Annotated in this window: 21 protein-coding genes; 10 read left to right on the forward strand and 11 right to left on the reverse strand. The window is 58.8% G+C overall.

The annotated features are described in order from the left end of the window. Positions 1 to 51 precede the first annotated feature (51 nt). A complete protein-coding gene (locus GJU83_RS17830) occupies positions 52 to 2,133 on the forward strand; it encodes a patatin-like phospholipase family protein (RefSeq protein WP_370686088.1) in 2,082 nt (693 codons plus the stop codon). 6 nt (positions 2,134 to 2,139) lie between these two features. Here GJU83_RS17830 and GJU83_RS17835 read toward each other — a convergent pair whose 3' ends face one another. The 3 genes from GJU83_RS17835 to GJU83_RS17845 all read right to left on the reverse strand — a co-directional run bounded on the left by GJU83_RS17835 (position 2,140) and on the right by GJU83_RS17845 (position 5,413). Continuing rightward, positions 2,140 to 2,817 (reverse strand): GntR family transcriptional regulator, encoded by a 678-nt coding sequence (locus GJU83_RS17835; RefSeq protein WP_069184741.1) that lies wholly within the window; start codon positions 2,815 to 2,817, stop codon positions 2,140 to 2,142. Between the two features lie 83 nt (positions 2,818 to 2,900). Next, the gene (gene cls / locus GJU83_RS17840; RefSeq protein ID WP_153634867.1) at positions 2,901 to 4,331 is read right to left on the reverse strand and encodes a cardiolipin synthase; all 1,431 of its coding nucleotides are present in this window, start codon (positions 4,329 to 4,331) and stop codon (positions 2,901 to 2,903) included. Beyond that, positions 4,331 to 5,413, reverse strand: a complete 1,083-nt coding sequence (locus GJU83_RS17845) for an AraC family transcriptional regulator (protein WP_153634868.1) — start codon at positions 5,411 to 5,413, stop codon at positions 4,331 to 4,333. Before GJU83_RS17845 ends, cls begins: the two co-directional genes overlap by 1 nt. A gap of 398 nt (positions 5,414 to 5,811) precedes the next feature. Here GJU83_RS17845 and GJU83_RS17850 point away from each other — a divergent pair, with 398 nt between their 5' ends. The 4 genes from GJU83_RS17850 (at position 5,812) to GJU83_RS17865 (ending at position 9,318) form a co-directional block, all read left to right on the forward strand. Continuing rightward, the gene (locus GJU83_RS17850) at positions 5,812 to 6,609 is read left to right on the forward strand and encodes an alpha/beta fold hydrolase (protein ID WP_153634869.1); all 798 of its coding nucleotides are present in this window, start codon (positions 5,812 to 5,814) and stop codon (positions 6,607 to 6,609) included. Positions 6,610 to 6,709: 100 nt separating this feature from the next. After that, positions 6,710 to 7,792, forward strand: a complete 1,083-nt coding sequence (locus tag GJU83_RS17855; protein ID WP_153634870.1) for an SMP-30/gluconolactonase/LRE family protein — start codon at positions 6,710 to 6,712, stop codon at positions 7,790 to 7,792. After that, on the forward strand, positions 7,792 to 8,253 hold the full coding sequence (locus GJU83_RS17860; RefSeq protein WP_069184746.1) for an acyl-CoA thioesterase: 462 nt from the start codon (positions 7,792 to 7,794) through the stop codon (positions 8,251 to 8,253). The genes GJU83_RS17855 and GJU83_RS17860 overlap by 1 nt, the downstream gene beginning before the upstream one ends. An 81-nt stretch (positions 8,254 to 8,334) precedes the next feature. After that, a complete protein-coding gene (locus GJU83_RS17865; protein WP_069184747.1) occupies positions 8,335 to 9,318 on the forward strand; it encodes an NADP-dependent oxidoreductase in 984 nt (327 codons plus the stop codon). On the opposite strand, the gene GJU83_RS17870 is transcribed toward GJU83_RS17865, so the two are convergent. The 3 genes from GJU83_RS17870 to GJU83_RS17880 all read right to left on the reverse strand — a co-directional run bounded on the left by GJU83_RS17870 (position 9,304) and on the right by GJU83_RS17880 (position 14,043). Next, positions 9,304 to 11,181, reverse strand: a complete 1,878-nt coding sequence (locus GJU83_RS17870) for a cation:proton antiporter (RefSeq protein ID WP_153634871.1) — start codon at positions 11,179 to 11,181, stop codon at positions 9,304 to 9,306. The two genes, GJU83_RS17865 and GJU83_RS17870, sit on opposite strands and share 15 nt — an antisense overlap. A gap of 21 nt (positions 11,182 to 11,202) precedes the next feature. After that, entirely contained in the window at positions 11,203 to 11,994 is a 792-nt protein-coding gene (gene tcdA, locus GJU83_RS17875) for a tRNA cyclic N6-threonylcarbamoyladenosine(37) synthase TcdA (RefSeq protein WP_069184749.1), read from the reverse strand. A 273-nt stretch (positions 11,995 to 12,267) separates the two neighbouring features. Beyond that, positions 12,268 to 14,043, reverse strand: a complete 1,776-nt coding sequence (locus GJU83_RS17880; protein WP_153634872.1) for an acyl-CoA dehydrogenase C-terminal domain-containing protein — start codon at positions 14,041 to 14,043, stop codon at positions 12,268 to 12,270. A gap of 167 nt (positions 14,044 to 14,210) precedes the next feature. Here GJU83_RS17880 and GJU83_RS17885 point away from each other — a divergent pair, with 167 nt between their 5' ends. Then, positions 14,211 to 14,954, forward strand: coding sequence for an SDR family oxidoreductase (locus tag GJU83_RS17885; protein ID WP_153634873.1), 744 nt, complete (start codon positions 14,211 to 14,213; stop codon positions 14,952 to 14,954). Between the two features lie 84 nt (positions 14,955 to 15,038). Here the strand turns inward: GJU83_RS17885 and GJU83_RS17890 are convergent, their stop codons facing one another. Then, positions 15,039 to 15,677: a ChrR family anti-sigma-E factor gene (locus GJU83_RS17890; protein ID WP_069184752.1), complete on the reverse strand. Its 639-nt coding sequence runs from the start codon at positions 15,675 to 15,677 to the stop codon at positions 15,039 to 15,041. Further along, on the reverse strand, positions 15,674 to 16,273 hold the full coding sequence (locus GJU83_RS17895) for a sigma-70 family RNA polymerase sigma factor (protein WP_064228420.1): 600 nt from the start codon (positions 16,271 to 16,273) through the stop codon (positions 15,674 to 15,676). Before GJU83_RS17895 ends, GJU83_RS17890 begins: the two co-directional genes overlap by 4 nt. A 235-nt stretch (positions 16,274 to 16,508) precedes the next feature. On the opposite strand from GJU83_RS17895, the gene GJU83_RS17900 reads away from it, so the two are divergent. Continuing rightward, complete coding sequence (locus GJU83_RS17900) at positions 16,509 to 17,546, forward strand: AraC family transcriptional regulator (RefSeq protein ID WP_153634874.1); 1,038 nt, start codon at positions 16,509 to 16,511, stop codon at positions 17,544 to 17,546. 6 nt (positions 17,547 to 17,552) lie between these two features. On the opposite strand, the gene speA is transcribed toward GJU83_RS17900, so the two are convergent. Beyond that, positions 17,553 to 19,463 carry a biosynthetic arginine decarboxylase gene (speA, locus tag GJU83_RS17905; RefSeq protein ID WP_153634875.1) on the reverse strand — a complete coding sequence of 637 codons (1,911 nt, stop codon included), beginning with the start codon at positions 19,461 to 19,463 and terminating at the stop codon, positions 17,553 to 17,555. A 178-nt stretch (positions 19,464 to 19,641) separates the two neighbouring features. Between speA and speE the strand changes: the two genes are divergently transcribed. Then, the gene (speE, locus tag GJU83_RS17910; protein WP_153634876.1) at positions 19,642 to 20,523 is read left to right on the forward strand and encodes a polyamine aminopropyltransferase; all 882 of its coding nucleotides are present in this window, start codon (positions 19,642 to 19,644) and stop codon (positions 20,521 to 20,523) included. Positions 20,524 to 20,590: 67 nt separating this feature from the next. On the opposite strand, the gene GJU83_RS17915 is transcribed toward speE, so the two are convergent. Both GJU83_RS17915 and glnK read right to left on the reverse strand, forming a co-directional pair. Beyond that, complete coding sequence (locus tag GJU83_RS17915) at positions 20,591 to 21,874, reverse strand: ammonium transporter AmtB (RefSeq protein WP_069184756.1); 1,284 nt, start codon at positions 21,872 to 21,874, stop codon at positions 20,591 to 20,593. 74 nt (positions 21,875 to 21,948) lie between these two features. After that, positions 21,949 to 22,287: a P-II family nitrogen regulator gene (gene glnK, locus GJU83_RS17920; RefSeq protein ID WP_008173268.1), complete on the reverse strand. Its 339-nt coding sequence runs from the start codon at positions 22,285 to 22,287 to the stop codon at positions 21,949 to 21,951. Between the two features lie 381 nt (positions 22,288 to 22,668). On the opposite strand from glnK, the gene GJU83_RS17925 reads away from it, so the two are divergent. Continuing rightward, positions 22,669 to 22,923 (forward strand): accessory factor UbiK family protein, encoded by a 255-nt coding sequence (locus tag GJU83_RS17925; RefSeq protein ID WP_069184757.1) that lies wholly within the window; start codon positions 22,669 to 22,671, stop codon positions 22,921 to 22,923. Positions 22,924 to 22,986: 63 nt separating this feature from the next. After that, on the forward strand, positions 22,987 to 24,519 hold the full coding sequence (locus GJU83_RS17930; RefSeq protein WP_153634877.1) for a YifB family Mg chelatase-like AAA ATPase: 1,533 nt from the start codon (positions 22,987 to 22,989) through the stop codon (positions 24,517 to 24,519). Positions 24,520 to 24,564 lie beyond the last annotated feature (45 nt).

Raw genomic sequence — 24,564 nt, forward strand, 5'->3', positions numbered from 1 at the left:
GAGGAACGCCCCCGGGTGGGGCTGGTTCTCAGCGGCGGTGGCGCCAAGGGGATGGCCCATGTGGGCGTGCTCAGGGTGCTGGAGGAAATGCGGATTCCCGTTGACCTTGTCGTAGGTACCAGTGCCGGTTCTGCGGTGGGCGCCCTTTATGCCAGTGGTATGCCGGTCAGTGACATCGAGCAGCGCTTTATCGAGATGGACTGGCTTTCCAGCTTTCGAGACGACCCTGGTCGAGTCTACAAACCGGTTCGGCGAAAGCAGGATGACTGGCGGTTTCCGGTGGTACCGGGAATTGGTGTTCGCGCCGATGGCCTGCATGTCGGTGGTGGGCTGATCGCCGGCCAGAACCTCGGGTTCATCCTCAACGAGTTGACGCGCAACGCTGCCCTGGTTGAGGATTTTGACCGGCTTCCCATTCCATTCCGGGCCGTTGCCACGGACCTGGAAACCGGCGAGCAGGTGGTTATCGGTGAGGGCAACCTGTCCGAGGCCATTCGGGCCAGCATGAGCATTCCAGGCGTTTATGCGCCAGTGGAGCGTAATGGCCAGCTGCTGGTGGACGGTGGCGTCGCCAATAACCTGCCAGTCAGCGTTGCACGGGAAATGGGCGCTGACGTCATCATCGCCATAGATATTACCGACAGCCTGATGCAGACCGACGAACTGCGGGGCGCCTTTTCCGTGGTCGGTCAGCTCACAACCATCATGACCCGACGAAACACCGATCAGCAGCTGGATTTGCTGGCTGAAGGTGATGTTCTGATACGACCGGACCTGGAAGGTTACACCTCTGCCGATTTCTACGATGCGCCGGTACTGTTTGAGCTGGGTGCCAGCACCGCCAGGGAGCATGGGGTCGAATTGCGGCCATTATCCGTCTCCCGCAAGGCGTGGGCAGCCTGGCGAGATAGCATAGCGGCGCAGGACGCCGGCGTAGAGATTATTTCACGCATCGACATCGAAGACAGTCGTCGGCTGGCCCGCGACTTTCTCAAAGAGCGAATCCGACAGAGAACCGGCGAGCCCCTGAATACCACGCAGCTGGAGGCCGATCTCAAACGAATCTATGGCCTCGGCTACTACGAAATCGTGTCGTACTCCACGTCCTCGTCGCCCGACGGTACGGTTCTGACCATCCGTGTCCAGGAGAAGAGCTGGGGGCCAAACTATCTGTCTTTCGGACTTAACTATGAGGATAACTTTGACGGGGAAACCCGTTTCAATCTGGCCTCGTCCCTTCGCATGACCGAGTTGAACGAGCTGGGTGGGGAGTGGCAGACCGGTGTTCAGCTCGGCACCGAACCCTGGCTCCGCACCCAGTGGTATCAGCCCCTGGATTACGGCTATGAACGATTCCTGGTGCTCGGTGGCGAATATTCCCGGGATACCTTTAGCCAGTTCGACGCCTCGGGAACGCGAATAGCGGAGGTGGACGTGACCTTCCGAAAAGCGGATCTGGCTCTGGGTATGGAAATCGGCGGCAATGCCGAGATCCGGCTGATCTATGCCCGGGGCTATGCCACGGTGGATGAGCAGATCGGCCAGCCGGTGGCCCCGGAGGGATCCGTGCATCAGGGTGGAATGGCCCTGCAACTGGTTCATGATTCGCTGGACGATACCTTTTTCCCGCGGGCTGGTGGTTTCGCCGGCCTTCGGGGGCGTTTTGAGCGAGAGGGTCTGGGATCCGACCGGGAATTCGATTCGGTAACCGGTCTGGCGTTGGGTACCGAGAGTTGGAAGGGGCTGACGTTGACCGGGCTGGTGTATGCCCATGCGGTAACCAAGGGTACGCCAGGCATTGAAAACGCGGTTCGCCTGGGAGGTTTTCGCCGCTTGTCGGCGTACGCGCCCGGCGAAATTACCGGAGACAATGCCCTGATGGTCTCCGCCTATGCCAGCCAGACGTTTGGTGGGCCACTTCTGCCCTGGTTCGTGGGTGCCGGATTCGAGGCGGGCAATGCCTGGTCTTCGCTGGATGCTGCCGGCTGGGACAGCTCGGTTAAATCCTCCAGTGTGTTTGCCGGTGTGGATACCTTCCTAGGCCCGGTTCAGCTGGCCGCCGCCTACAACAACGAGGACAATTGGACGGCCTACCTCAATATCGGTTTCTCGTTCACCCAGCTGTTTTACTGAGGCCCATCACGCGGTCTTGTTGCCGGTCTTTTCGATGGCGGTGAGAACCTGCTGACACTGTTGCAGAGCGAAGCGGTGCAGTATTTCCGCCAGGCGGTCTTCATCCCGGTCCTTGATCGCGCTGATGGATTGCTCCATGTGCGACAGGTTGTCTTCAAGCACCTGGTTGCCTCCCTGTTGGAAGGCGACGAAGGCACAGCGCTTGGCCGACGGCCAGAGGTCATCAATGGCGGAGACAATAAAGTAGTTGTCGGCATAGGCCAGCGATGCCTTGGTGTATTCAATGCCCAGTTCCAGGAAGGCCATCAGATCGTTTTTATCGTAGCAGGCCTTCATCTGGTCATAGAGACTTTCCAGCCTGGCCATGTCATCAGCCTGCCAGTTGCGAACCAGCTTACGGCCAGTGTGGGTGAGATACAGTTCCAGGGTTTCGTAGAGGCTGCGAACGAAAAACTCGTCCAGGGGTGTCACGAACGCGCCCTTGCGCGGAACGTTCCGGACCAGGTGCCGCTTCTCCAGCAGCAACAGCCCTTCCCGGATGGATCCGTGGCTGACATCCATCTGCTTGGCCATGGCGCCCTCGTAGATCCGCTCTCCGGATCGGAGCTGGCCAAAGGCAATCAGGTTCTCAATGTGGCGGGCGACCTGTTCGGTCAGTGTTTCTCTGGGTTTGAAGGCATTCATGGTGATCTGTCGCTACTGCGTACTGGCTGAATCGTGTAGGCATAGTCGCACATCGGGTATTCCGGAGCCAGTGATCGGAAAGTCTAGAGCAACGGTGCCAGCAGGCGGACTGCACGGCAAGCCAGGCGGAACAGTATGGAGCGGTCCTTGTAATCCCTTTCGGTCATCAGCCGGGAGCTGTCGAGATCCTGTTCCAGCATGGATTCGACGCTGCGAATGAAATGCCGTGCTGTGGTAATGGCGGTGATCTCGAAATTTAGTCGCATGGAGCGGTTATCCATATTGGCCGTTCCTACTGCCGCATAGCGATCATCCACCAGGATCACTTTCTGGTGCATGAAGCCCGGCTGGTAGCGATAGATGCCGATTCCGGTCTTGCAGGCCTGGACCAGGTAGGAGTAGGCGGCCAGACCGATCAGGCGGCTGTCTGATTTCTCCGGAATCAGGATCCTCACGTCTATGCCCCGAAGCGCCGCCAGTTGCAGCGCATTCATGATCTGGAAGTCCGGCACGAAGTAGGGCGAGGCGATCCAGAGCCGGGATCGGGCGTTGTTGATGCAGTTCAGGAAGAACAGGGTACAGGTTTCCCAGGTGTCGGCCGGGCCGGTTGGTAGCATCAGCACCTCGTCATTCCCGGGCTGATTGGCGACCGGCTCCCAGTCAAGGCTGGGAAAATCGTTGCTGGCCCAATTCCAGTCCTCCAACCACGCCAGCTGCAAGCCGGTAACGGCCGGACCTTCAATCCGGCAATGGGTGTCGCGCCAGGGCTCCTGATCCATGGCGGTGCCAAGGTACTCGTCTCCCAGGTTGATGCCACCCACAAAGCCGACCTTACCGTCGCAGACCAGCAGCTTGCGGTGGTTCCGGAAATTGATCTGGAATCGTCGCCTGCGGATGTTACCGTCCCCGAACGAGGCAATCCGGGCGCCGGCGGCGGCGAGCTGCTTCAGGTAGTTCCTCGGTAGCCAGACGCTGCCAATATCGTCATACAGGAACCAGACCTCCACACCCTGGGCCAGTTTGCGTTCAAGAATCGATTTGATTCGACGGCCAACCCGGTCTGACCGCACGATGTAGAATTCCAGCAGGATGTAGTGCTCGGCGTCTTCCATGGCTTCGAACAGGGCGTCGAAGGTGGCTTCGCCGTCCCGCAAAAGCGTGCATCGATTGCCGTCGGTAAACGGTTGGCGTCCCAGCCGGCAGAGCACCTGGAGTTCGTCTGTGAAACGGTCGCTGGTAGGGACCGGGATGGAGGTGGTCTGTTGCTCGAACCGGTTCAGCAGGTTGGTCAGTGACCGGTCTCCGAGACGACGAGCCTTCACGTAGCCACCGAAACGATTACGTCCGAACAGGACGAACATGGGGACCGCAACGTAAGGGACTGCGATCAGGCCAATGATCCAGGCGATGGCACCCTGGGTAGTGCGATAGGTCAGCAGAATGCGGTAGACGCAGGCGAATGCGCCCAGGTAAAGAATGCCAACGGCAATCGCAACCAGAGACAGGTCGTCCACTATCGCTCTCCTTTGCTGGTGTCCGGCTCCTGGTGTTCTGCCTCTGGGCTTGCCAGGTGTCTCGCACGGTACTCGGCCGGCGAGGTGCCGGTCCAGCGTTTGAACGCCCGGCTGAAGGCGCTGAGTTCAGAGAAACCGAGCAGGAAGGCAATCTCGCCGAGGGCATACTGATCCCCCGCCACATACCTGAGCGCCTTGTCTTGCCGGACCTGTTCCACCAGGCCCTGAAAGCTCAGGCCCTCCTTTTTGAGCTTTCGGTACAAAGTCTGTCGGCTCATGTGGCACTGCCGGGCCAGCGTGTCGGCATCAATCTTTTCGGTTGCCATCTGCTTTGATATCAGCCGGTGAATCTTGCGGCCAAAGGAGCGACGGCTCTGCAGCCTGGCCAGCAGGGAATTGACCTGTTTCAGCACGGCTGAATAGACATACGGGTTACGGCGGGGAATCGGATGCCCCAGATGCCGGCTGTTGAAGGCGAGTCTGGTGATGCCGCAGTCAAACCGGACCGGCCCGCCGAAGAGCTTTTCGTATTCGTGCGCGTACACGGGCGCCCGGTGGGCAATTTCCACCCATTCGGCCTGAATGCCCGGGTGGATGAAATGACGGGTGCGGGTGATAGACGCGGCGAGGGTGCGGTCCATATCCTGCCGGCAGTAATGTTCGGCCCTGTCTGGCTGCCAGCATAGGATGGCCTGGTCAGCGGTCTGCTCGAAGCTCAGGAATACCGACTCATTAATCAGCCGATGCAGGCGGACATATTGGGTAACAGCCTCACCCAGTGTGTCGCAGTTGAAGAATACATGCCCCACCAGTCCCATCCGTTCCGGATCCACAACCTTGCCGGCATGCAGTCCAACGCCAGGGTCGCCCGTAACATACTCTGCGTGCTCCCAGAGCCGGTAGTGGGCATCCGCGGGGACTCGACGGTCCGGGTCGGTAAGTTCCGACATCGTCAGCCCGGTCAGTTGTTCAACGTGAGGGGCATTGAACACGCCCTGTCGCTCAAGGTAATGAACCAGTGCCAGCGTGCTCGAGGCAGCGACCAGGGGAGTGCTGGTGGAATCCGGTTGGGCAGATGTCACGGTATACGGCCTGATAGTTAACGAGCTGTCATGAGGGCTGATACAAAATGTCAAGTGTATGCAACCGCCTGTCAACGGTCACCCGTGGCTTGAACGATAACATCAGGGTATCAGGTTGAAGCAATGGAAAGGCAATCAGGAGGTGTTTTATGGAACAGGAAATCTTTGTACCCCATACCGAGCTTGAGCGGAAAAACGTCATCGAGCTCGCAGAGTACCTGAACAGCATCTTCTATTGCTGATTTCTCAGGCTTAACGTCTATGACCTTCATGCCGGGCTTTGCCCGGCTTTTTTTCGTCTTCGGAAAATGATCGTCAATACCGGTACTTGCTCGCAAGGCTGGCAGTGGTAATGTATCCGGTTTGAGAACGCAGACCAATCCGGAGACTGACTGCCCATGACTGTTGAGCTGAATCACCGTATTACCGGCGAAGGCCCGCCCCTGGTCCTGTTGCATGGGCTGTTCGGATCCCTCGACAATCTTGGTGGTATCGCCCGCCGTCTCGAAGACCAGTGGCAGATCCACGCGTTGGACGAGCGGAACCACGGTAGCTCACCGCACACCGACACCATGGATTATCCGGCCATGGCGGCAGATGTGCTTGCCTATATGGATGCACAGGGACTGGATAAGGTCAGTCTCCTTGGTCACTCCATGGGCGGCAAGGTGGCTATGCAGGTCGCCTTGCAGGCTCCTGAGCGTGTGGACAGGCTGATCGTGGCGGACATTGCCCCGGTTAACTACAAGCCACGGCATGATGCCATTCTGGAAGGGTTGACCAGCATGGATCTGACTGACGTACGTTCCCGACAGGATGCCGACAGACTGATGGCCGACTTCGTTGAAGAGCCGGGTGTGCGTCAGTTTCTCCTGAAAAACCTCGAGCGGATTCCCCGGGAAGCGCAGCAGGAGGGCGGGCCGATGTTCCGCTGGCGGCTGAACCTGCCGGTTATTGATGCGTGCTACGGGAATCTGGCCAGAGCGCCCGAGGGCGCTGGCCCCTTCGAGGGCCCTGTGCTGTTTCTCAAGGGAGCCGACTCCGCCTACATCCAGGAAAAACACAGGGATGATATTCAGCGACTGTTTCCGCGGGCGCAGTTGCGTATTATCCAGGGTACCGGCCACTGGCTTCACGCAGAAAAGGCCGACTCGTTTGCTGCCCTGTGCCGCCGTTTCCTCAGTGCCGAAGACTGACAGCGCTCGTGTCAGGTATTTTCCTGCCCACCGGCCGGTCTGCTAAGGTAACTCAAACGCTGACACACGGAATTGATAGAACAACAGGCGGGCAGAGTGTATGAAATGGATGGTGGGGTTGCTGGTTGTTTTCCTGCTATTGGGCAGCTTCCTGCTGACACCTTCGCCTGTTGACAGTAAAGCGTGGAGTCCGCCCTCACCGCCGCCCCTCACCGGACCCATTGCGCCGAACGAGAGATTGAGGTTGGCGGACCTGCTGGCCCGCGGCCAGGTGTACGGTCCCGAGGATACGGCCGTCAGTGAGGATGGTGTGCTCTACACCGGCACCCAGGATGGTTACATCGTGCGGGTGTTCCCGGATGGTCGGGTTGAAAACTGGTTGTCCACCGATGGCCGGCCGTTGGGCATGGTGTTTGATAAGCAGGGTAACCTGATTGTGGCGGATTCCTGGCGGGGGCTGCTTTCGATCACTCCTGAAGGAGAGATTACCGTATTGGCCCGGGAAGCAGAGGGTACGTTGTTCCGGTTTACCGATGATGTCGATATTGCCGATGACGGACGAATTTACTTCACCGACGCCAGCTCGAAATTCCGTCAGCCGGAATACCTGCTGGATCTGCTGGAAATGCGCCCCCACGGCCGTTTGCTGCGCTACTCCCCGAAAACCGGCAAGGCCGAAGTCCTCCTGGCCAACCTGCATTTTGCCAATGGCGTTGCGGTGTCTCCTGCAGGTGACTACGTGCTGGTTAACGAAACCTGGAAATATCGCATCCTGAGGTACTGGATTCACGGACCCAAAGCCGGGCAGGCAGAGGTGTTTGCCGACAATCTGCCCGGTTTTCCCGATAACCTGGCGGTGGATGAGCAGGGCCGCTACTGGGTCGCATTTCCTACCCTGCGCAATCATAAAGTGGATGCCATGCACCCACGGCCCTGGCTCAAGGATCTGGTGGCAAAGCTGCCTGACAGCCTGAAGCCCACCCCTCAGGAATATGGTCTGGTGATCGCCTTCGACCGGGACGGCAAGGTTATTACCAGCCTCCATGACACCCGGGGAACCCATTTGCAGGAGATTACTTCGGTGAACCCCCACGATGGCAACCTGTACTTTGGTTCACTTCACAATGATCGTATTGGCCGGCTACCGTTGCAGGCCATTCCCGGTCTCGGAGAAAGCAACTGATGCAGCAGCACGACATTGCCTGGGATCTGCCCGCGCCTTTCACCATTGATATTACGGTGCGCGCTGAGGATACCGACAGGCTCGGACATGCCAATAACGTTGTCTATGTGCGCTGGCTTGAAGACGTCAGTTGGGCCCACATAGAGAGTCTGGGAATGACCTGGGCCCTGCATGAGAAAACCGGCAAGGCGATGGCCATCACCCGCACGGAGATCGATTACCTGGCCTCGGCCAATACCGGGGACCAACTGGTGTTGGGAACCTGGCTGACCGACTACGACGGTCGTTTCCGGTCTGCCCGGCAGTTCCAGCTGGTGCGTCCGTCGGATGGCAAAACCCTGGTCAGGGCGGTGTCCACTCACGCCTGTGTTGATATGAAAAGCCAGCGGCCCGCCCGCGCGCCGAAAGAATTTGCCGAGATCCTCGGCTCTGCTGTTGTGGCCGGAGGCAAGGGGCTCTAGGTCCCCCGAGCACTTTTGTGCTTTACTTCAGCTAGTCTTGTTCAAAGCCAATCCCGTTTAACCTGTTGTCCGGAGATCCCCATGGAAAATACTGCTGATCAGAATGCCGAAGCCACAATGCGCCATGTGATCTACGATCGATTTGGGGAGCGTGATGTCCTGCAGGTGGTAGAGGCTGACGTTCCCGTTCCCGGAGACGAACAGGTGCTGGTCCGGGTGCACGGAGCCGGTCTCAATCCCATTGACTGGAAAACCCGGAAGGGGTTGGGGTTTGCGGCCAGGCAGATCGAGAATTCGTTGCCCTGGACACCAGGATACGACGTGGCCGGTGAGGTTGTCGGGGTTGGTGCCAACGTGACCACCCTTGCGCCCGGCGATCGGGTCATGGGGATGGTGGGATTTCCGGCCGGCGGTGGCGGTTATGCGCAGTACGCCCTGGCGGCGGCTGATGAGTTGGCTATCGTGCCGGAAGAGTTGGACCTGGTGTCTGCCGGTGCCTTGCCCCTCGCGGCGCTGACGGCTTGGCAGGCGCTGTTTGAAATGGCGAAACTGGAGTCTGGCCAAAAGATTCTGATCCACGCCGGCGCCGGTGGCGTTGGGCATTTTGCGGTTCAGTTTGCACTGGAGCGCGGTGCCCATGTCATCGCCACCGCTTCGGCCGGCAACCGGGATTTCCTGGCGGAACTCGGGGTGCACGAAGTGATTGACTACCGCACCACGGATATCGGCGAGGAATGCTATGGCCTGGACGTGGTGCTGGATCTGGTGGGCGGCGATACGGGTAAGCGCTCACTACACACCCTGGGTGAGCACGGAGTCCTTGTTACCATCCCCACCGTTACCGCCGATGACATCATCAGTGCGGCGGAGGAAATGGGATTACGCGCTCACGGAATGACGGTGCGTCCCGACATTTTTCACCTGGATGAGATTGCCGAGCTGATCGAGGACGGTGACGTCAAGGTGCACATCGAGAAGGCCTTTTCGCTTGAGGATGTTGCGCAGGCCCACGAACTGCTTGAAGGTGGGCACGTGCGCGGCAAACTGGTGCTAGATTGTCGATGAAGGATTTTCCTCTGCCGGTGCATCCTCGCCGGCTGATGGCTGTTCGGCTTCTTTCTCCTTGCGTTCCTTCCTGGCCTGGGGTGGTACCAGGCTGATCAGGATCCAGTCGTTTTCCGGCTTCAGGTCTTTCATGCTGCAAACCGGAGCGACGTGTTCCTTGCTGTCGAAGGTGAACAGTACCAGGGCCTGGTTCTGGTATTTGTTCAGGAACTCCTCGTAACCAAACTCTTCACTCAGTTGCGTGGTCTTCACCGTGAAGCCCTGACTCACAAGACTGGCCAGCTTGGCGTAGCTGACGCCGTCAAACAGGCCTCTGGTCATCTGGATCTTTTCAGCCGTCTGGTGGCGCGCCTTCTGATCCTGATCACCCTCTGCCAGACTGAACACACACTTGTTTCCGAACCAGTCCAGGAAGTGGTAGGTGGCCAGGGAATTCATGTGCTTGTACGGGGAGATGACCAGCAGCTTGCCGATGCCTGTCAGGTCCAGATGAGTTGATGCATGCTCAGACACGGGGTTGCCGAAGTAAACCTGCAGGTTTTCCATGCGGGCCTGGCGTACGTTCTCCCAGTTGGTATCGGCCAGAGTCACCGGCACCTCATACTTTTTCAGGGCCGTGCCAATCATCCGGGCCACCGGGTTTGCACCCAGAATCAGGAAGCCGTATTCCGCCGGTTCCGCGACTCTCAGCAGGCGGGCTATCGGCCGGGCTGTCAGGCTTTGCAGGGTGACGGTGGCGATGATCAGCATGAAGACCAGGGGTACCAGGGCACCGGCACTTTCATAGCCAAGCTTTTGCAACTGGAAGGCAAACAGCGCCGACACCGCCGCGGCAACAATGCCCCGGGGGGCAATCCAGCTAAGGAAGAGCTTTTCCCTCCAGTTCAGGCTTGTACCGATGGCGGAAAGGAAAATGCTCAGCGGACGGGCTACCAGCATCAACAGGGCCAGCACGGCCACCAGACCCCAGCCCAGCTCGGCAATGGCGGCAAACTCAACCCGTGCCGCCAGGATGATGAACAGGGCGGAAATCAGCAGAACACTCAGGGATTCCTTGAACTCCAGGATGCTATCGATGGGCACCTGCTTCATGTTTGCCATCCAGATGCCCATCACAGTTACGGTCAACAGGCCTGACTCATGGGCAAGTTCGTTGGAGATGGCGTACACGCCGAGCATAAAGGTGAGGGTACCGGCGTTGTGCAGGTATTGGGGAATCCAGTGCTTGCGTAACACGATGCCATTGAGATACCCGGCAATGGCACCAATCAGGAAGCCCACCGCAAGGGTTTTGCCAAAGATATAGAGCGAATGGCCAAACACGTTGCCCTGGCCCCAGGAGACAATCCCTTCGAACACCAGAACCGCCAGAAGGGCTCCGACAGGGTCGATGATGATGCCTTCCCAGCGCAGGATGTTAGCCAGTTTCGAATCCGGCCGAACCGAGCGCAGCAGCGGTGCGATTACGGTGGGCCCGGTAACGATGGAAATGGCGCCAAATAGCAGGGCAACAGCCCAGGAAACGTCCAGAAGCCAGCGTGCAGCCAGGGTGCCGATGATGCAGGTGACAATCGAGCCCACAGGAATCAGGTTGCGGACCATCTTGCCGTGGCCGCGTATTTCTTCGTAACGCAGGGTCAGGCTGCCCTCGAACAGGATGATGGCAACCGCCAGGGAAATAACCGGGAACAGCAGGTCGCCAAAAACCACTTCCGGGGCCAAAAAGCCCAGGACAGGCCCGGCGGCAATGCCACCTGCCAGCAGGAACAGGATCGCCGGCATGCGGACGCGCCAGGCAAGCCACTGGCAGAAAAGTGAGAGAACGCCAATGCTGGCAAGAAGCAGGACAGTACTGACTGGCATATTGGTTTCAGTTCCGTTGATCTATTGGTTGGCGCGTCTGGCGATCCGATTCAGAAGTCGGGAGGCCGCAAAAAAACCGAAGCTGGCGGTTACCGGACTGGCGGCGCCAAAGCCTGAGGCGCAATCCAGTCTTACCGGGCCGTCGGTGGCCGGTTTCTGAAGGCAGACTTCGCCGTCACCGGCAGGATACGTCAGCTGCTCCAGGGAGTATACGGCCTCAATACCAAAGCGACGCTTCGGGTTCCGGGAAAAACCGTATTCCCGGCGCAGCAGGTTGCGTACTTTGGCCAAAAGTGGGTCTTGGGTTGTTTTGCTCAGATCCGCCACCTGAATCTGGGTTGGGTCGATCTGCCCGCCAGCGCCGCCGGCACAGACCAGCGGAATCTTCCGGCGCTGGCAGTGGGCAATCAGGGCAGCCTTGGCCTTGACGCTGTCGATGGCGTCGACCACCCCGGTCATGTCCCCGGTGATCAGCTCGCTGACATTCTTGGTGGTCAGGAAGCCGAAATGCACCTGAATGTTTGCCGCCGGGTTGATCGCCCGCAACCGGTCTGCCATGGCATCGGTCTTGGTGCGCCCGTATTGGCCTTCAAGGGCATGGAGCTGGCGGTTGGTGTTGGATACACAGACATCGTCCATGTCGATCAGCGTGATTGTGCCAATGCCGCTTCTGGCCAGGGCTTCCGCGGCCCACGACCCGACACCACCAAGCCCGACCACGGTCACATGGCTGCTACGAAAGGCTTCCAGGGCACGGCGCCCATAGAGTCGTTCGATACCGCCAAAGCGGAAAGCGTAATCGTCGGCGTTCATGGTGTCCCCGTGTTGGTCCGTTCAAAAGCCGGACAAAATCAAAGAGCGCAATTGTAACCCAGTGACCGCACAGACAAAAAAGTGGCCATAAAAAAAGCCACGCAGGGCGTGGCTTTCAAAATACCCAGTCCGACGGGGAGCTGGGCAGGACTAGTTCAGAGACACTAATCAACGTGATCATTATCAAGTCTCGGAGTGTCGCGCTGAAGGTCACAAGCTGTCATTGATCGGTCATTTCCGGCCAGAGTGTCTGGTCTCTGGCCGGAATCGGGATCACGCTGCCCAGTGATCGTCCGAGAACGCCATCAGGCTGTCCTTGCCACTCTGGATATCACCCAGCAGCCAGTCCACTTCCGGCAGCAGCTTTTCAAAGTAGAAGCGTGCAGACACTACCTTGCTTTCCAGCAGCGGCTTGTTGCCCTCGCCCGCGGCAAGCTGTTCGTTGGCCACGTTGGCCATCCGGGACCAGAGGTAGCCGATCACGGTCAGTGCCATAAGGCGCAGATACGGCGTGGCGGCAGCGCCCGCCTGCTCCGGATCCTTCGGTGCATTGGTGGCCAGCCACATGGTGGCGGTTTCCAGCGCTTTCATGGCGTTTTTCAGTTCTTCCCGGTGCGGCGCCTCCGGATTGTCCTTGAGGTATCCGCTCAGGGTTCCGAACAGGGTGCGCACCAGTTGACCGCCTTTCAGGCTCAGCTTACGGCCCACGAGGTCCATGGCCTGAATGCCGTTGGTGCCCTCGTAGATCCTGGCAATCCGACCATCCCGTACCAGCTGTTCCAGCGGCCAGTCGGTGGTGAAGCCGGAACCACCCAGTACCTGTAGACCGGTGTTGGCGTTGTTGAAGCCCTCGTCCGTAAGGAAGGATTTCACGACCGGTGTAAGCAATTGAACCAGGTCATCGGCGGATTCCCGGACGGTTTCGTCCGGATGGGCAACCGACAGATCCAGCTGGTGTCCTGCGAACAGGGCCAGGGCGCGCATGCCCTCGTTAAGAACTTTCTGCCGCATCAGCATCCGGCGCACATCCGGGTGTACGATGATCGGGTCAGCGGGGCCGTCGGGGTTCTTCGGGCCACTCAATGAACGGCTCTGCAAACGCTCACGGGCAAAGCCGAGACTTTCCTGGTAAGCCATTTCCGCCAGGCCGAGACCCTGCATGCCCACCATCAGGCGCGCTTCGTTCATCATGGTGAACATGGCACGCATTCCGTCGTTCGGCTCGCCGACGAGCCAGCCCTTGGCGCCTTCAAAGTTCATGACGCAGGTGGCGGAGCCCTTGATACCCATCTTGTGCTCAAGGCCGCCGCAGAACGCCGGGTTGCGCTCACCGGATTCGGGCAGGAACTTGGGCACCACAAACAGCGAAATGCCTTTGGTGGTATCAGGTGCCCCAGGTAGTTTGGCCAGCACCAGATGCACGATGTTGTCCACCAGGTCGTGCTCGCCACCGGTAATCCAGATCTTGGTACCTTCTATGGCGTAGCTGCCGTCATCGTTCGGCGTCGCCCGGGTGCGAATCAGGCCAAGGTCGGTGCCGCACTGGGGTTCGGTCAGGCACATGGTGCCGGTCCACTCGCCGGAGATCAGTTTTTCCAGGTAGACCTTTTTCAGTTCGTCGGAGCCGTGCGCATGCAGGGCACTGATGGCGCCGTGGGTCAGGCCGGGGTACATGCCCAGCGAAAGATTGGTGGAACAGACCATCTCGTCCACCACAAACTTCAGAGTGTGGGGCAGGCCTTGGCCGCCGTATTCAAGTGGCGCGTCCAGCGCGGTCCAGCCGCCCTCAACGAAATTTTTGTAGGCGTCCTTGAAGCAGTCCGGAGTTGTCACTGAGCGGGTTTCCGGGTCGTAGGTGCAGCCCTCCCGGTCGCCTGCCTGGTTGGTGGGCTGGATGACTTCCGCAGCGAGTTTGCCGGCCTCGTCAATAACCGCAGAAATCAGATCCGGAGTGGCATCGGCGTATTTTTCCAGCTCATGCAGCCGGTCTGCGCCCAATACATCAAACAACAGAAAGCGAAGGTCATTCGCCGGAGCCTGGTATTGCATGGATACTCTCCTACGTGCGCTTTTTAATGGGGTTCTGCGCGGAATGGCAGGACCCCGAAGATGATTTGAACACTGGTTTCATACGGTTGTTTTAATTTGCTGGTTCACCGTTTTGCAGTCTGGATGACAGAATTTTCGTATGACCTCCGGAACGCAGGAGGTTTTTCATGAAACGAGTAGTGATAGCCGGGGTTTCCGGCGCCATTGGGGGCGCTCTGGCCGCGCAATTGATCGAACGGGATTCGCAGATCCGTGTGATCGGCTTGTGTCGTGAGCCGGAGAGGGCGCCGGAGGTTTTGCGGGCCCATGAGCGAAGTACAGTGTTGCCATGGGATGCGCAGGATGCGGAATCGCCAGCGGCTGTTGCAAAGGCACTGGACTCGTTGCTGGACCGAAAGGAAGGTATTGATGGTTTCATCTATGCCGCCGGCTTGCTCCACGGGCCGGAGATGTTCCCGGAGAAGCGGCTTGAGGATCTGGACGCCGGGAGCATGGCGCGAGCGTTTGCCGTGAACGCAACCGGGTTCGGGTTACTCTCTCAGGCACTGTTGCCGTGGCTCCGTCACCGGGAGTTCAAGCGGGTGGCGGCGATTTCCGCGAAAGTCGGATCGATTACCGATAACGGATTCGGAGGCTGGTACGCCTATCGCAGCTCGAAGGCGGCACTGAACATGCTGGTGCGAAACCTGTCCATCGAGTTGCCACGACGGTGCAAACCGATCACCTGCGTGTCCCTGCATCCGGGCACCACCGAATCGGCGTTAAGCGAACCGTTCAGTCAATCCCTTGCAAAGCTGAAAGTGCATACTCCTGACGAAACGGCCGCCAACCTGCTGGCGGTGCTCGACAGTGTTGAGGAGAAAGATAACGGACGATTTCTCAGTTGGGATGGTTCGGAATTGCCCTGGTAATCGGGGGTACTGCTGGTTCAGCCAATAAAAAAGGGGCGATGATCAATCGCCCCTTTTTTGCGTTCTGTAAAAGTCGGTGCAGCATCACCGGATGAACGGGTTAAGCATCCGCGTAAACGTGCCGGTGAGCTTGACCGGGGCACTGAGCACAGACAGGGTAATACAGTCTTCACAACCAACCGCAACCGGCTTGTGCTCGTCTTCGTCGGTCAATACCACGAAGTCCCACTGATTGAACACACCTTTCTGGTCAGCAAATGCGCCCTGCAGAACGATGGTTGTTTCCTCGCCACGATGGGTGTGTGCCGGAGCTTTCCCGCCTGCAGCGAGTTTTTGGAGAACAACCTGCTCTTTCTGCCCGGGGAACCGGTCCGTAATGTCCAGCACACTCACATCCCCAAGCTGACGTTTCCACGGCAAACTGTTGAGGTCTTCGCCAAGAAGCTTCTGAAGCGCGCTTACCCTTGGGACGGCTGGCGCTGCAGGCTCAACTGACGGCTCACTGTCGATCTTTGAAAGGATGTTGTCGAACATGCTCTCAGAGACAGTGACCTTCGGTTGCTGTTCCATCATCACAGCACCCAGACTGTCCAGCGTGTCCACACGGCTGCGGCAGTGGGAACACTTGTCCAGGTGGAGCTTGATGCACAGAGCATGGGGCTCGCTGAGGTTACCTGCGCTGTACTCCATCAGGCTCAGGCTGTCGGGGTGGTGCCGTGTCATACGTTCTGGTCCTGCAGTATCACTTTCAGTTTGTTCAATGCCAGCCGCACCCGGCTTTTGACGGTGCCGAGCGGGATGTCCAGCTCGTCCGCCACCATCTGGTGCGACTTGTTTTCCATATACACCTTGGCGATCACCGTGATCTGTTCTTCCGGCAGGTGACTCAGGGATTCCCTGATGCGCCTCTCCGACATAAGACGGTGCAATGACGTGACCGGCTCGTTCTCGTTTTCACCAGGAATCTGCCAAAGGTCTTCTGTCTCAACCGGCATTTCGGCGCTGGTGCGCTGCATCTTTCTCAACATGTCGATGCGCTGGTTACGAGCGATGGTGAAAATCCAGGTGGAAGCAGCGGCCTTGCGCCAATCGTAGAGGCACGAACGCCTCCAGATGGATACAAATACCTCTTGCACGAGCTCTTCCGCGTGACTTGCCAGGCCGTTGGCCATGGCGTAGTACTTGATTTGCGGGCCAAAATGCTCGAACAGCGCGTGATATGCTTCGCGATCCTGGTTCTTACCCACTTTCTGCAGCATCTGGCTCCAGGGGTCTTTTCGGCCCTCAGAGCTGGCTGGCTTTTGATCCAGTGTGGTCACCGGACGCTCCTTGACAGTCGCATGATTTGAGCTTGTTCTGGTCATCATTCTATGCACTCGTCCCGGGTTTGTCAGTGTCAATGTTTACGGATCGGTTTGCCCGGTGGATCAGCCAGTTTGAAAAAAATCAGAAATCTGGCGCCAGCGACGGTCACCGGTCGTCTCGTCGGTGATTGCCGGAACCCGTAGGGCGGTCTAGTCTGGACAAGACACCGATACCGGAAGACCATCTCCCATGAATGCACTCGGCATTACCGGAAACCTGCCCGTTATCCGGGCCCACTATGCGGACATTCTCTGCCAGTTGGCGGAGGACCGTGGGCTGCAACGGTCCCGGTTATTGGCGGCCTCCGGAATCCGGCCTTCCATGCTTGGTCACCCGGAGAATTTCATTACCGTTGATCAGTTCAGCGCCCTGTGTCGTGAAAGCCTGGTCCAAAGCCGCGATCCGGCCCTCGGGCTTGAATACGGCAAACGACTGAAATTCACCACCCACGGCTCCCTTGCCCAGGCCGCCATCAGTTGCGACACCCTCGAGCAGGCGCTGACGGTGTTGATCAAATATTTCCAGATCCGTTTTGTTTACATGAAGCTGTCTTTCTTCGTGGAGGGCCGCGAGGCGGTGATACAGCTGGATCTTGCCCACAGTATCGAAGACCTGTACCGGTTCAATGTTGATGTGGTGATGGCGTCGTTGATGGACGTAAATCTTTTGCTGTTCGGACACCGGCTTCTGGATGGCGGGCGATGCCTTCTGGATTTCCCGGAGCCTGAAAATGCAGCCGCCTATCGCCAACTGTTCGGCAGTCAGATCTCCTTCGCCAGCGGCGTGAATCAGCTTCGGTTCAAGCGGGTTTTTCTTGATTCGCCTATGTCTCTTTCGAACCCGGTGACCCGTCGGATTGCCGAGGCCCAGTGTGAAGAGGAAATGCGGTTCATAGAGGGCGCTACGTCGGTCTCGGACCGGGTAATACGTCTTCTAGAAACCGGGCGGAGCCAGCGTTTACCGGCGCTGGAGGAAGTGGCCGAGCACCTGAAGATGTCCACAAGGACGCTGCGCCGGCAGCTTGCAGCCGAAGGGGTTCGGTTCCAACAGCTGCAGGACTCGCTCCGACACCGCCGTGCCGTGGACCTGCTGCGGCGTAATGAGTTGACGATCGACGAGATTGCCGAGGCTCTCGGCTACAGTGATCCCTCCAACTTTGGCCGGGCCTTTCGCAAGTGGGAAGGCGTTGCCCCGAGCGCCTGGCGTCGCGGACATCAGAAACTCTGATTCTGGCTATTCTTCCAGGTAGGTGTAGCCATCCAGACCTGCGGCGAGCTCAGTCATGAGCGCTGACTGGGCCTCAGGTGCCATGCCAGAGGTGGCGAACTTGCGTCGATAGGCATCCATCAACGTATCCGGCTCGAAGTTCACATAGCGCAATACCTTGGCCACGGTATCGCCGTTGATGGGGGCGCTGATCTGGTAGCCACTATCTGCCGTCAGGCGCACATCTACAGAATGGGTGTCGCCAAACAGGTTGTGCATGTCGCCCAGAATCTCCTGATAGGCGCCGGTCATGAAAAAGCCCATAAGCAACGGCTCACCGGCCTTTTCCTCGGGCAGGGGCAGGGTGGTCTCGGTACCCTGGCCATCCACGTATCGGTCGATGCGTCCGTCAGAATCGCAGGTGATGTCCTGGATGACTGCCCGTCGGTTCAGGGGGCGGTCGAGGCCATTGATCGGCATAACCGGGAAGATCTGGTCGATGCCCCAGACGTCGGGTAATGACTGGAACAGGGAGAAGTTCACGAACAGCTTCTCCGCCAGTTTCTCGTTGAGCTCGTCGATGATTTCCCGGTGGGCGCGATTGCTGCTGTCCAGTTGATCCCGCAACAGTCGGCAACAGCGGGTGTACAGCGTTTCGGCATCCGCCCGTTCCTGCAGGGATAGCACCCCGTGGGCAAACTGGGCATGAACATCGGCCATGGCGTGCAGCACGTCATGGTAGATCTCTGCCAGCGAGCGCGGCGTGCTGGCATCCTGCAGGCTTTCAAGATCGCGCCAGAGGTCGTGCAATGGTGCCGACGCCGCATCGTCCGGCTGCTCCGGCGACCGGTTTTCTGGCGCTTCGCGGTCAATCACGTTGGTCACCAGCACCGAATGGTGGGCGGTCAGGGCGCGCCCGGATTCGCTGATCAGGTCCGGATGGGGAATGCCGTGGCGATTGCACTCGGCCTGGAGTACGTGCACGACATTGTAGGCGTACTCGTACACGCTGTAGTTCATGGAGCAGCTGCTGCGGGAGCGAGTGCCCTCGTAGTCTACTCCCAAGCCACCGCCGATATCCACGGTGCCCACGGGGGCGCCCATCTGACGCAACTCGCTGTAAAAGCGGGCGCATTCCCTGAGCCCGGTCTGGATATCCCGGATATTGGCGATCTGGGAGCCAAGGTGGAAATGCAGCAACTGCAGGGTATGGAGCGCTCCTGCGTCACGCAGTGTGTTGACGACATCCAGCACCTGGCTGGCAGACAGGCCGAATTTGGACTTCTCACCACCCGTGTTCTGCCAGTTGCCTTTGCCGATGGTCGCAAGTCGCGCGCGCACCCCGATCAGCGGCGATACGCCGAGGCGCTCCGCTTCCTCCAGGATCAGTGGCAGTTCCGACTTTTTCTCAACGACGATGAACACCCGGTGGCCCAGGGTCTGGCCAATTAGGGCCAGGCGAATATACTCCCGATCCTTGTAGCCGTTGCAGACGATCACCGATCCTGGATGCTGTGACATGGCCAACACCGCCATCAGTTCCGGTTTGCTGCCCGCTTCGAGGCCGATCTGGCCTTTCGAGGCGGCCGGCTCGGTGGCCAGCAGCTCCTCGACCACGCGTCGCTGCTGGTTAACCTTGATCGGATAAACCGCCGTGTAGCGTCCCTGGTAGGCGTGCTCTCCTGCGACCTTGTTAAAGGCATTACACAGTTTGTTGACCCGGTCGTGCAGGATATCAACGAAGCGAACCAGCACCGGCAGTTGAACGCCGGAGTCGGTGAGAGCCCGGGTCAACTCCGGCAGGTTGATTCGGGCGTCGCTGTGGCCGCGATCCGGGCGGATCAATACCTCGCCCTGATCATTGACACCGATATAGCCATCGCTCCAGTGGGCAATGTTGTAGACCTTGTGGGCCGGGGTGGCGCTGGCTTCGTTCATGCTTGCTATCCTGTCAGGAAACACTGGCCGCCATTGTATGGATTCCCACTCCGGGCTAAAAGCACCCGGTGTGGAAAAAACCTGGCCATTCACCGCGATTATCGCTTTAGCTCACGAGGGGGCACCCCTACAATACGCCCTTTCAATTCAGCCCATGGCCCACAGCGGGAGGCAAGACATGACAGCACTCAACGACGGCTGGTTTACTGAGGTATTCCAGGACCAGGGGACGGCGTTTTCCCTGCAGGTGAAAAGGAAGCTTCATGAGGAGCAGACACCGTTCCAGAAACTGGAAATCTACGAGACCGAGACCTTCGGTAACCTGATGGTTCTGGATGGCTGCGTGATGCTGACCACCCGCGATAATTTCCTGTACCACGAGATGATGACCCATCCGGCCCTGTTCACTCATCGGGATCCCAGAAAGGTGGTCATTGTCGGCGGCGGTGACTGCGGCACCCTGAAAGAGGTGCTCAAACATCCGGGCGTCGAAGAAGCCTGGCAGGTGGAAATCGACGAGCGTGTCACCCGTATGTCAGAGAAGTATTTCCCGGAGCTGTGCGAAGCGAACAGTGATCCGCGCGCCAATTTCTTCTTCGGGGATGGCATCCAGTGGATGCGGGACATTGAGCCGAACAGTGTCGACCTGATCATCATCGACAGCACCGATCCGGTCGGTCCCGCCGAAGGCCTGTTTGCCCTGGATTTCTACCGGGATGCCATGCTGGCGCTGCGTGAAGGTGGCATCATTGTCCAGCAGAGCGAATCACCGCTCTTGCACACCGACAACATCATCAAAGGCATTCACGAGGACATGCGCAAGGCCGGATTCGAGCACGTGCAGACCTTGCCATTCCCGCAGCCGGTCTATCCGACCGGCTGGTGGAGTTGCACCATGGCCAGCAAGGAGAACCCGGTCAAATACTTCCGTGAGGAAGATGCCAACAATCGGCCATTCGTCACCCGCTATTACAATGCCGGCGTGCATCGGGGTGCGTTGGCAATGCCTCAGTTCATGGTGGACGCACTGGAAGATGAGGTTCGACCGGAAGAAGGCTGAGTAAGGTCTGCAAAGAAAAAAAGGGGCGCCAGATGGCGCCCCTTTTTTTCGTGCTTTGTGTCAGGGCTTACTGCTTGCCGCTGACAAACTCCGGATAGGCTTCCATACCGCACTCGGACAGATCCACACCTTCGTACTCGTCTTCTTCGCTGACCCGAATGCCCATGACGGCTTTCAGGATGCTCCAGACGATCAGGCTGGTAACGAATACCCAGACGAAGATGGTGAGCATGCCGACCAGCTGACCCATGAAGGTAGCGTCTGCGTCGGACAGGAGAACCGCGAAGATACCCCAGATACCAACCACGCCGTGCACAGAGATGGCACCGACCGGGTCGTCAATGCGCAGCTTGTCCATGGTCACGATGGAGAACACAACCAGGGTGCCACCGATGGCGCCAATGATGGTGGCGAGCAGGGGAGACGGGTCCGCCGGCTCGGCAGTGATGGCAACCAGACCAGCCAGGGCGCCGTTCAGGGCCATGGTCAGGTCAGCCTTGCCGAACATCAGGCGAGCTACGATCAGGGCAGCAATCAGGCCACCGGCTGCAGCCGCGTTGGTGTTCAGGAACACGTTGGCAACTTCGTTGGCAACACCGATACCACCCAGCTTCAGGGTAGAGCCACCGTTGAACCCGAACCAGCCCATCCACAGGATGAAGGTACCAAGCGTTGCCAGGGGCAGGTTGGCACCCGGGAAGGCGCGGATCTCGCCTTTGGCGCCGTACTTGCCTTTACGGGCGCCGAGGAGGATAACGCCAGCCAGGGCTGCAGCTGCGCCGGCCATGTGAACGATACCGGAACCGGCGTAGTCGCTGTAGCTCAGCTCGTACATGCCGAATACCGCGTCGCCGTTCCAGGTCCAGGAACCCTGCATCGGGTAGATGAAACCACACATAACAACCGCGAAAGCAAGGAAAGCCCAGAGCTTCATGCGCTCGGCCACGGCACCGGAAACGATGGACATGGCGGTCGCAACGAAGACAACCTGGAAGAAGAAGTCGGAAGCGCCACTGTACTCACCCATGTCGCTGAAACCAGCTTCGGTAGAGGCTGCAATGACACCGGCAATGGCTGCGTCGTCCATCTCGGCCACAGTTGTGACGCCGCTCAGGAAGATGCCACCGTCGTACATGATGTCGTAGCCGACAATCAGGTACATGGTACAGGCGACCGCAAACAGGGCCACGTTTTTGGTCAGGATTTCGGTGGTGTTCTTGGCACGCACCAGGCCAGCTTCCAGCATGGCAAAGCCGGCGGCCATCCACATGACCAGGGCACCGCAAATCAGGAAGTAAAAGGTATCCAGCGCATACTGGAGTTCAAAAATGTGATTTAGATTGCTTTCCATATGAAGCCCTCCGCACGAGGCTTTTCAGGTTATAAAAATTTTTTGCGTTGGCTGTTCGAATTATCAGAGCTGGTTCAGACCGCTTCTTCGCCGGTTTCGCCAGTCCGGATCCGGATGGCTTGAGCCAGTTCAGTCACAAAGATCTTGCCGTCGCCGATCTTGCCGGTGTTGGCTGCCTTGGTGATGGACTCGATGACCTGGTCCAGCAGGTTGTCGCCAATGGCAACTTCCACCTTCACTTTGGGCAGGAAGTCCACTACATATTCCGCGCCACGATAGAGTTCTGTATGGCCTTTTTGCCGACCGAAGCCTTTGACTTCAGTGACGGTTACGCCTTGTACGCCAATCTCGGATAGTGCCTCACGGACATCATCCAACTTGAAAGGCTTGATGATCGCTGTCACAAGTTTCATTGCTTTCTCCTTGGTAAAGCCGTCCCAACAGTGAGGGCCCGTCGGCCGATTGTTGAGTTCGGGATGCTGCCACCTCGCACACCAATTGTGCGGATTGCGTACGAGAGCTTTAGCATCGGGTATGCCAACGCAAAAAATTACAATAAAAACAATTATATATGATATCCGCGTACCAGAATGGCGCAAAGTTGTGCACCAAAATAGAGCGGGTAGCTGACCAGTGAGCCAAATTGGAGCGGGCTCTCTGGCCGGGCAGCCCCCATTATAGGGTCCGCAACCTACAGTATGGCAGGGGCTGCGATGTGATACACTCCCGCAGACCGGCAACAGGCCCTGTCTTTTAGTCGAAGCCGGACATTTCAGTGATTCGTGAGGTGATGTGTGAAAGGTCCACAGGATATTTTTGCTCAGCTGCAGGGCCAGTTTGGCCAGTTCGTACCCGACATGGCCCGCGCTGCACGGGAAGATTTTGAAACCCAGGCCCGGGCGACTGTGATGGCTGTACTGTCCCGCCTTGAGCTGGTGACACGAGAGGAATTCGATGCCCAGCAGGCCGTCTTGCTGAAGACCCGTGAAAAGGTGGACGCGCTCGAGAAGCGGGTGGCCGAACTGGAAAATTCCCTGCCAAAACAGTAAACCACGGACACGCCCGGCAGGACGCCGGGCCAGCAGTTCCGCTCATTACCATGGAAGGTTGTCATGCTTGCTATCGTTCATTCCCGCGCCTCAATTGGCGTGTCAGCGCCGGCCGTTACCGTCGAGGTCCATCTTTCCGGCGGTCTGCCGGCGCTATCGATCGTGGGCCTGCCGGAAACCGGTGTCCGAGAAAGCAAGGAGCGCGTTCGGAGCGCTCTCCTGAACGCCGGCTTCGAGTTTCCTGCCCGCAGAATCACCATTAATCTTGCGCCTGCCGATCTTCCCAAGGAGGGAGGTCGGTTCGATTTGCCCATCGCTCTGGGCATTCTGGCAGCCTCGGGACAGATCCCGGTGGAGAGTCTTTCCGATTGCGAATTTCTGGGCGAATTGTCCCTTGATGGTGCATTGAGGCCGCTCAAGGGTGTATTGCCGGCTGTGCTGGCGGCCCGGCAAGATCAGCGGAGTTTGCTCGTTCCGCATGGCAATGCCGAGGAGGCGGCCCTGGCCAGCCAGGGTGACGTTCTGGCGGCCGGCCACCTGCTGGCGGTGTGCGAGCATTTGAGTGGCCGCGCCCGCCTGGTGCCAGTGCCGCGATCCTCGCTGGAACAGGCGCCGGCCACTCAGGGTGAGGTGCCGGATCTGTCGGATGTGCGTGGCCAGCGGGTACCCCGAAGGGCTCTGGAGGTCGCTGCGGCTGGCAACCACAACCTGTTGTTCTTCGGTCCACCGGGAACCGGCAAGAGTATGCTCGCCAGTCGGTTGCCCGGCATTCTTCCGGGGCTGGAGGATGCAGCGGCCATGGAAGTGGCCAGCGTCCATTCGGTGGCCGGGCTTCCGATTCGTTCCGGGGGCTGGCGGGAGCCGCCGTTCCGATCGCCTCACCACACCGCATCGGCCGTCGCTCTGGTGGGCGGTGGAAGCAGCCCGAGGCCCGGTGAAATCTCCCTCGCGCATCGGGGCGTACTGTTTCTCGACGAGTTGCCAGAATTCGAGCGTCGAGTGCTCGAGGTGTTGCGGGAACCGATGGAAACCGGCGAGATTTCGATCAGTCGCGCGGCGCGGCAGGTGAATTTTCCGGCCCGTTTTCAGGTGGTGGGTGCAATGAATCCTTGTCCCTGTGGCTATAGCGGTCATCCCACCATTGAGTGTCAGTGTACGCCACAACAGGTCGCGCGGTACCGGTCGAAAATCTCCGGGCCGCTCCTGGACAGGTTCGATCTCCACGTTGAAGTGCCTGTGCAGGGTGGGGACATACTGATGCGGCAGGGTGGCGATGGCGAAACCAGCGCCACCGTTCGGGAGCGTGTGTTGGCTGCGAGGGCCCGGCAAGCAGAGCGGGGTTGCCTGAATGCCGCACTGTCCGGGCGTGATCTGCAGTCCGCATGCCGACTTGATGGCACCGGTGAACGACTGCTCACCGGTGCGATGGAAAAGCTGGGCCTCTCTGCCCGGGCGTTGCACCGCATATTGCGGGTTGCCAGAACGCTTGCGGATCTGGAGGGCTGTGAAGAGCTAGGCCAGAGCCATCTGGTTGAAGCGCTGGGTTACCGGCAACTGGACCGACAACAGGGCCGCAACTCGGTGGTATCCGCCTGAGCGACGACACTCTGGTAAACTGTTGGCAAATACCGTTAAACAGAC

Origin of the sequence: Marinobacter salsuginis (genome assembly GCF_009617755.1) — a bacterium.
Lineage (GTDB): Bacteria > Pseudomonadota > Gammaproteobacteria > Pseudomonadales > Oleiphilaceae > Marinobacter > Marinobacter salsuginis.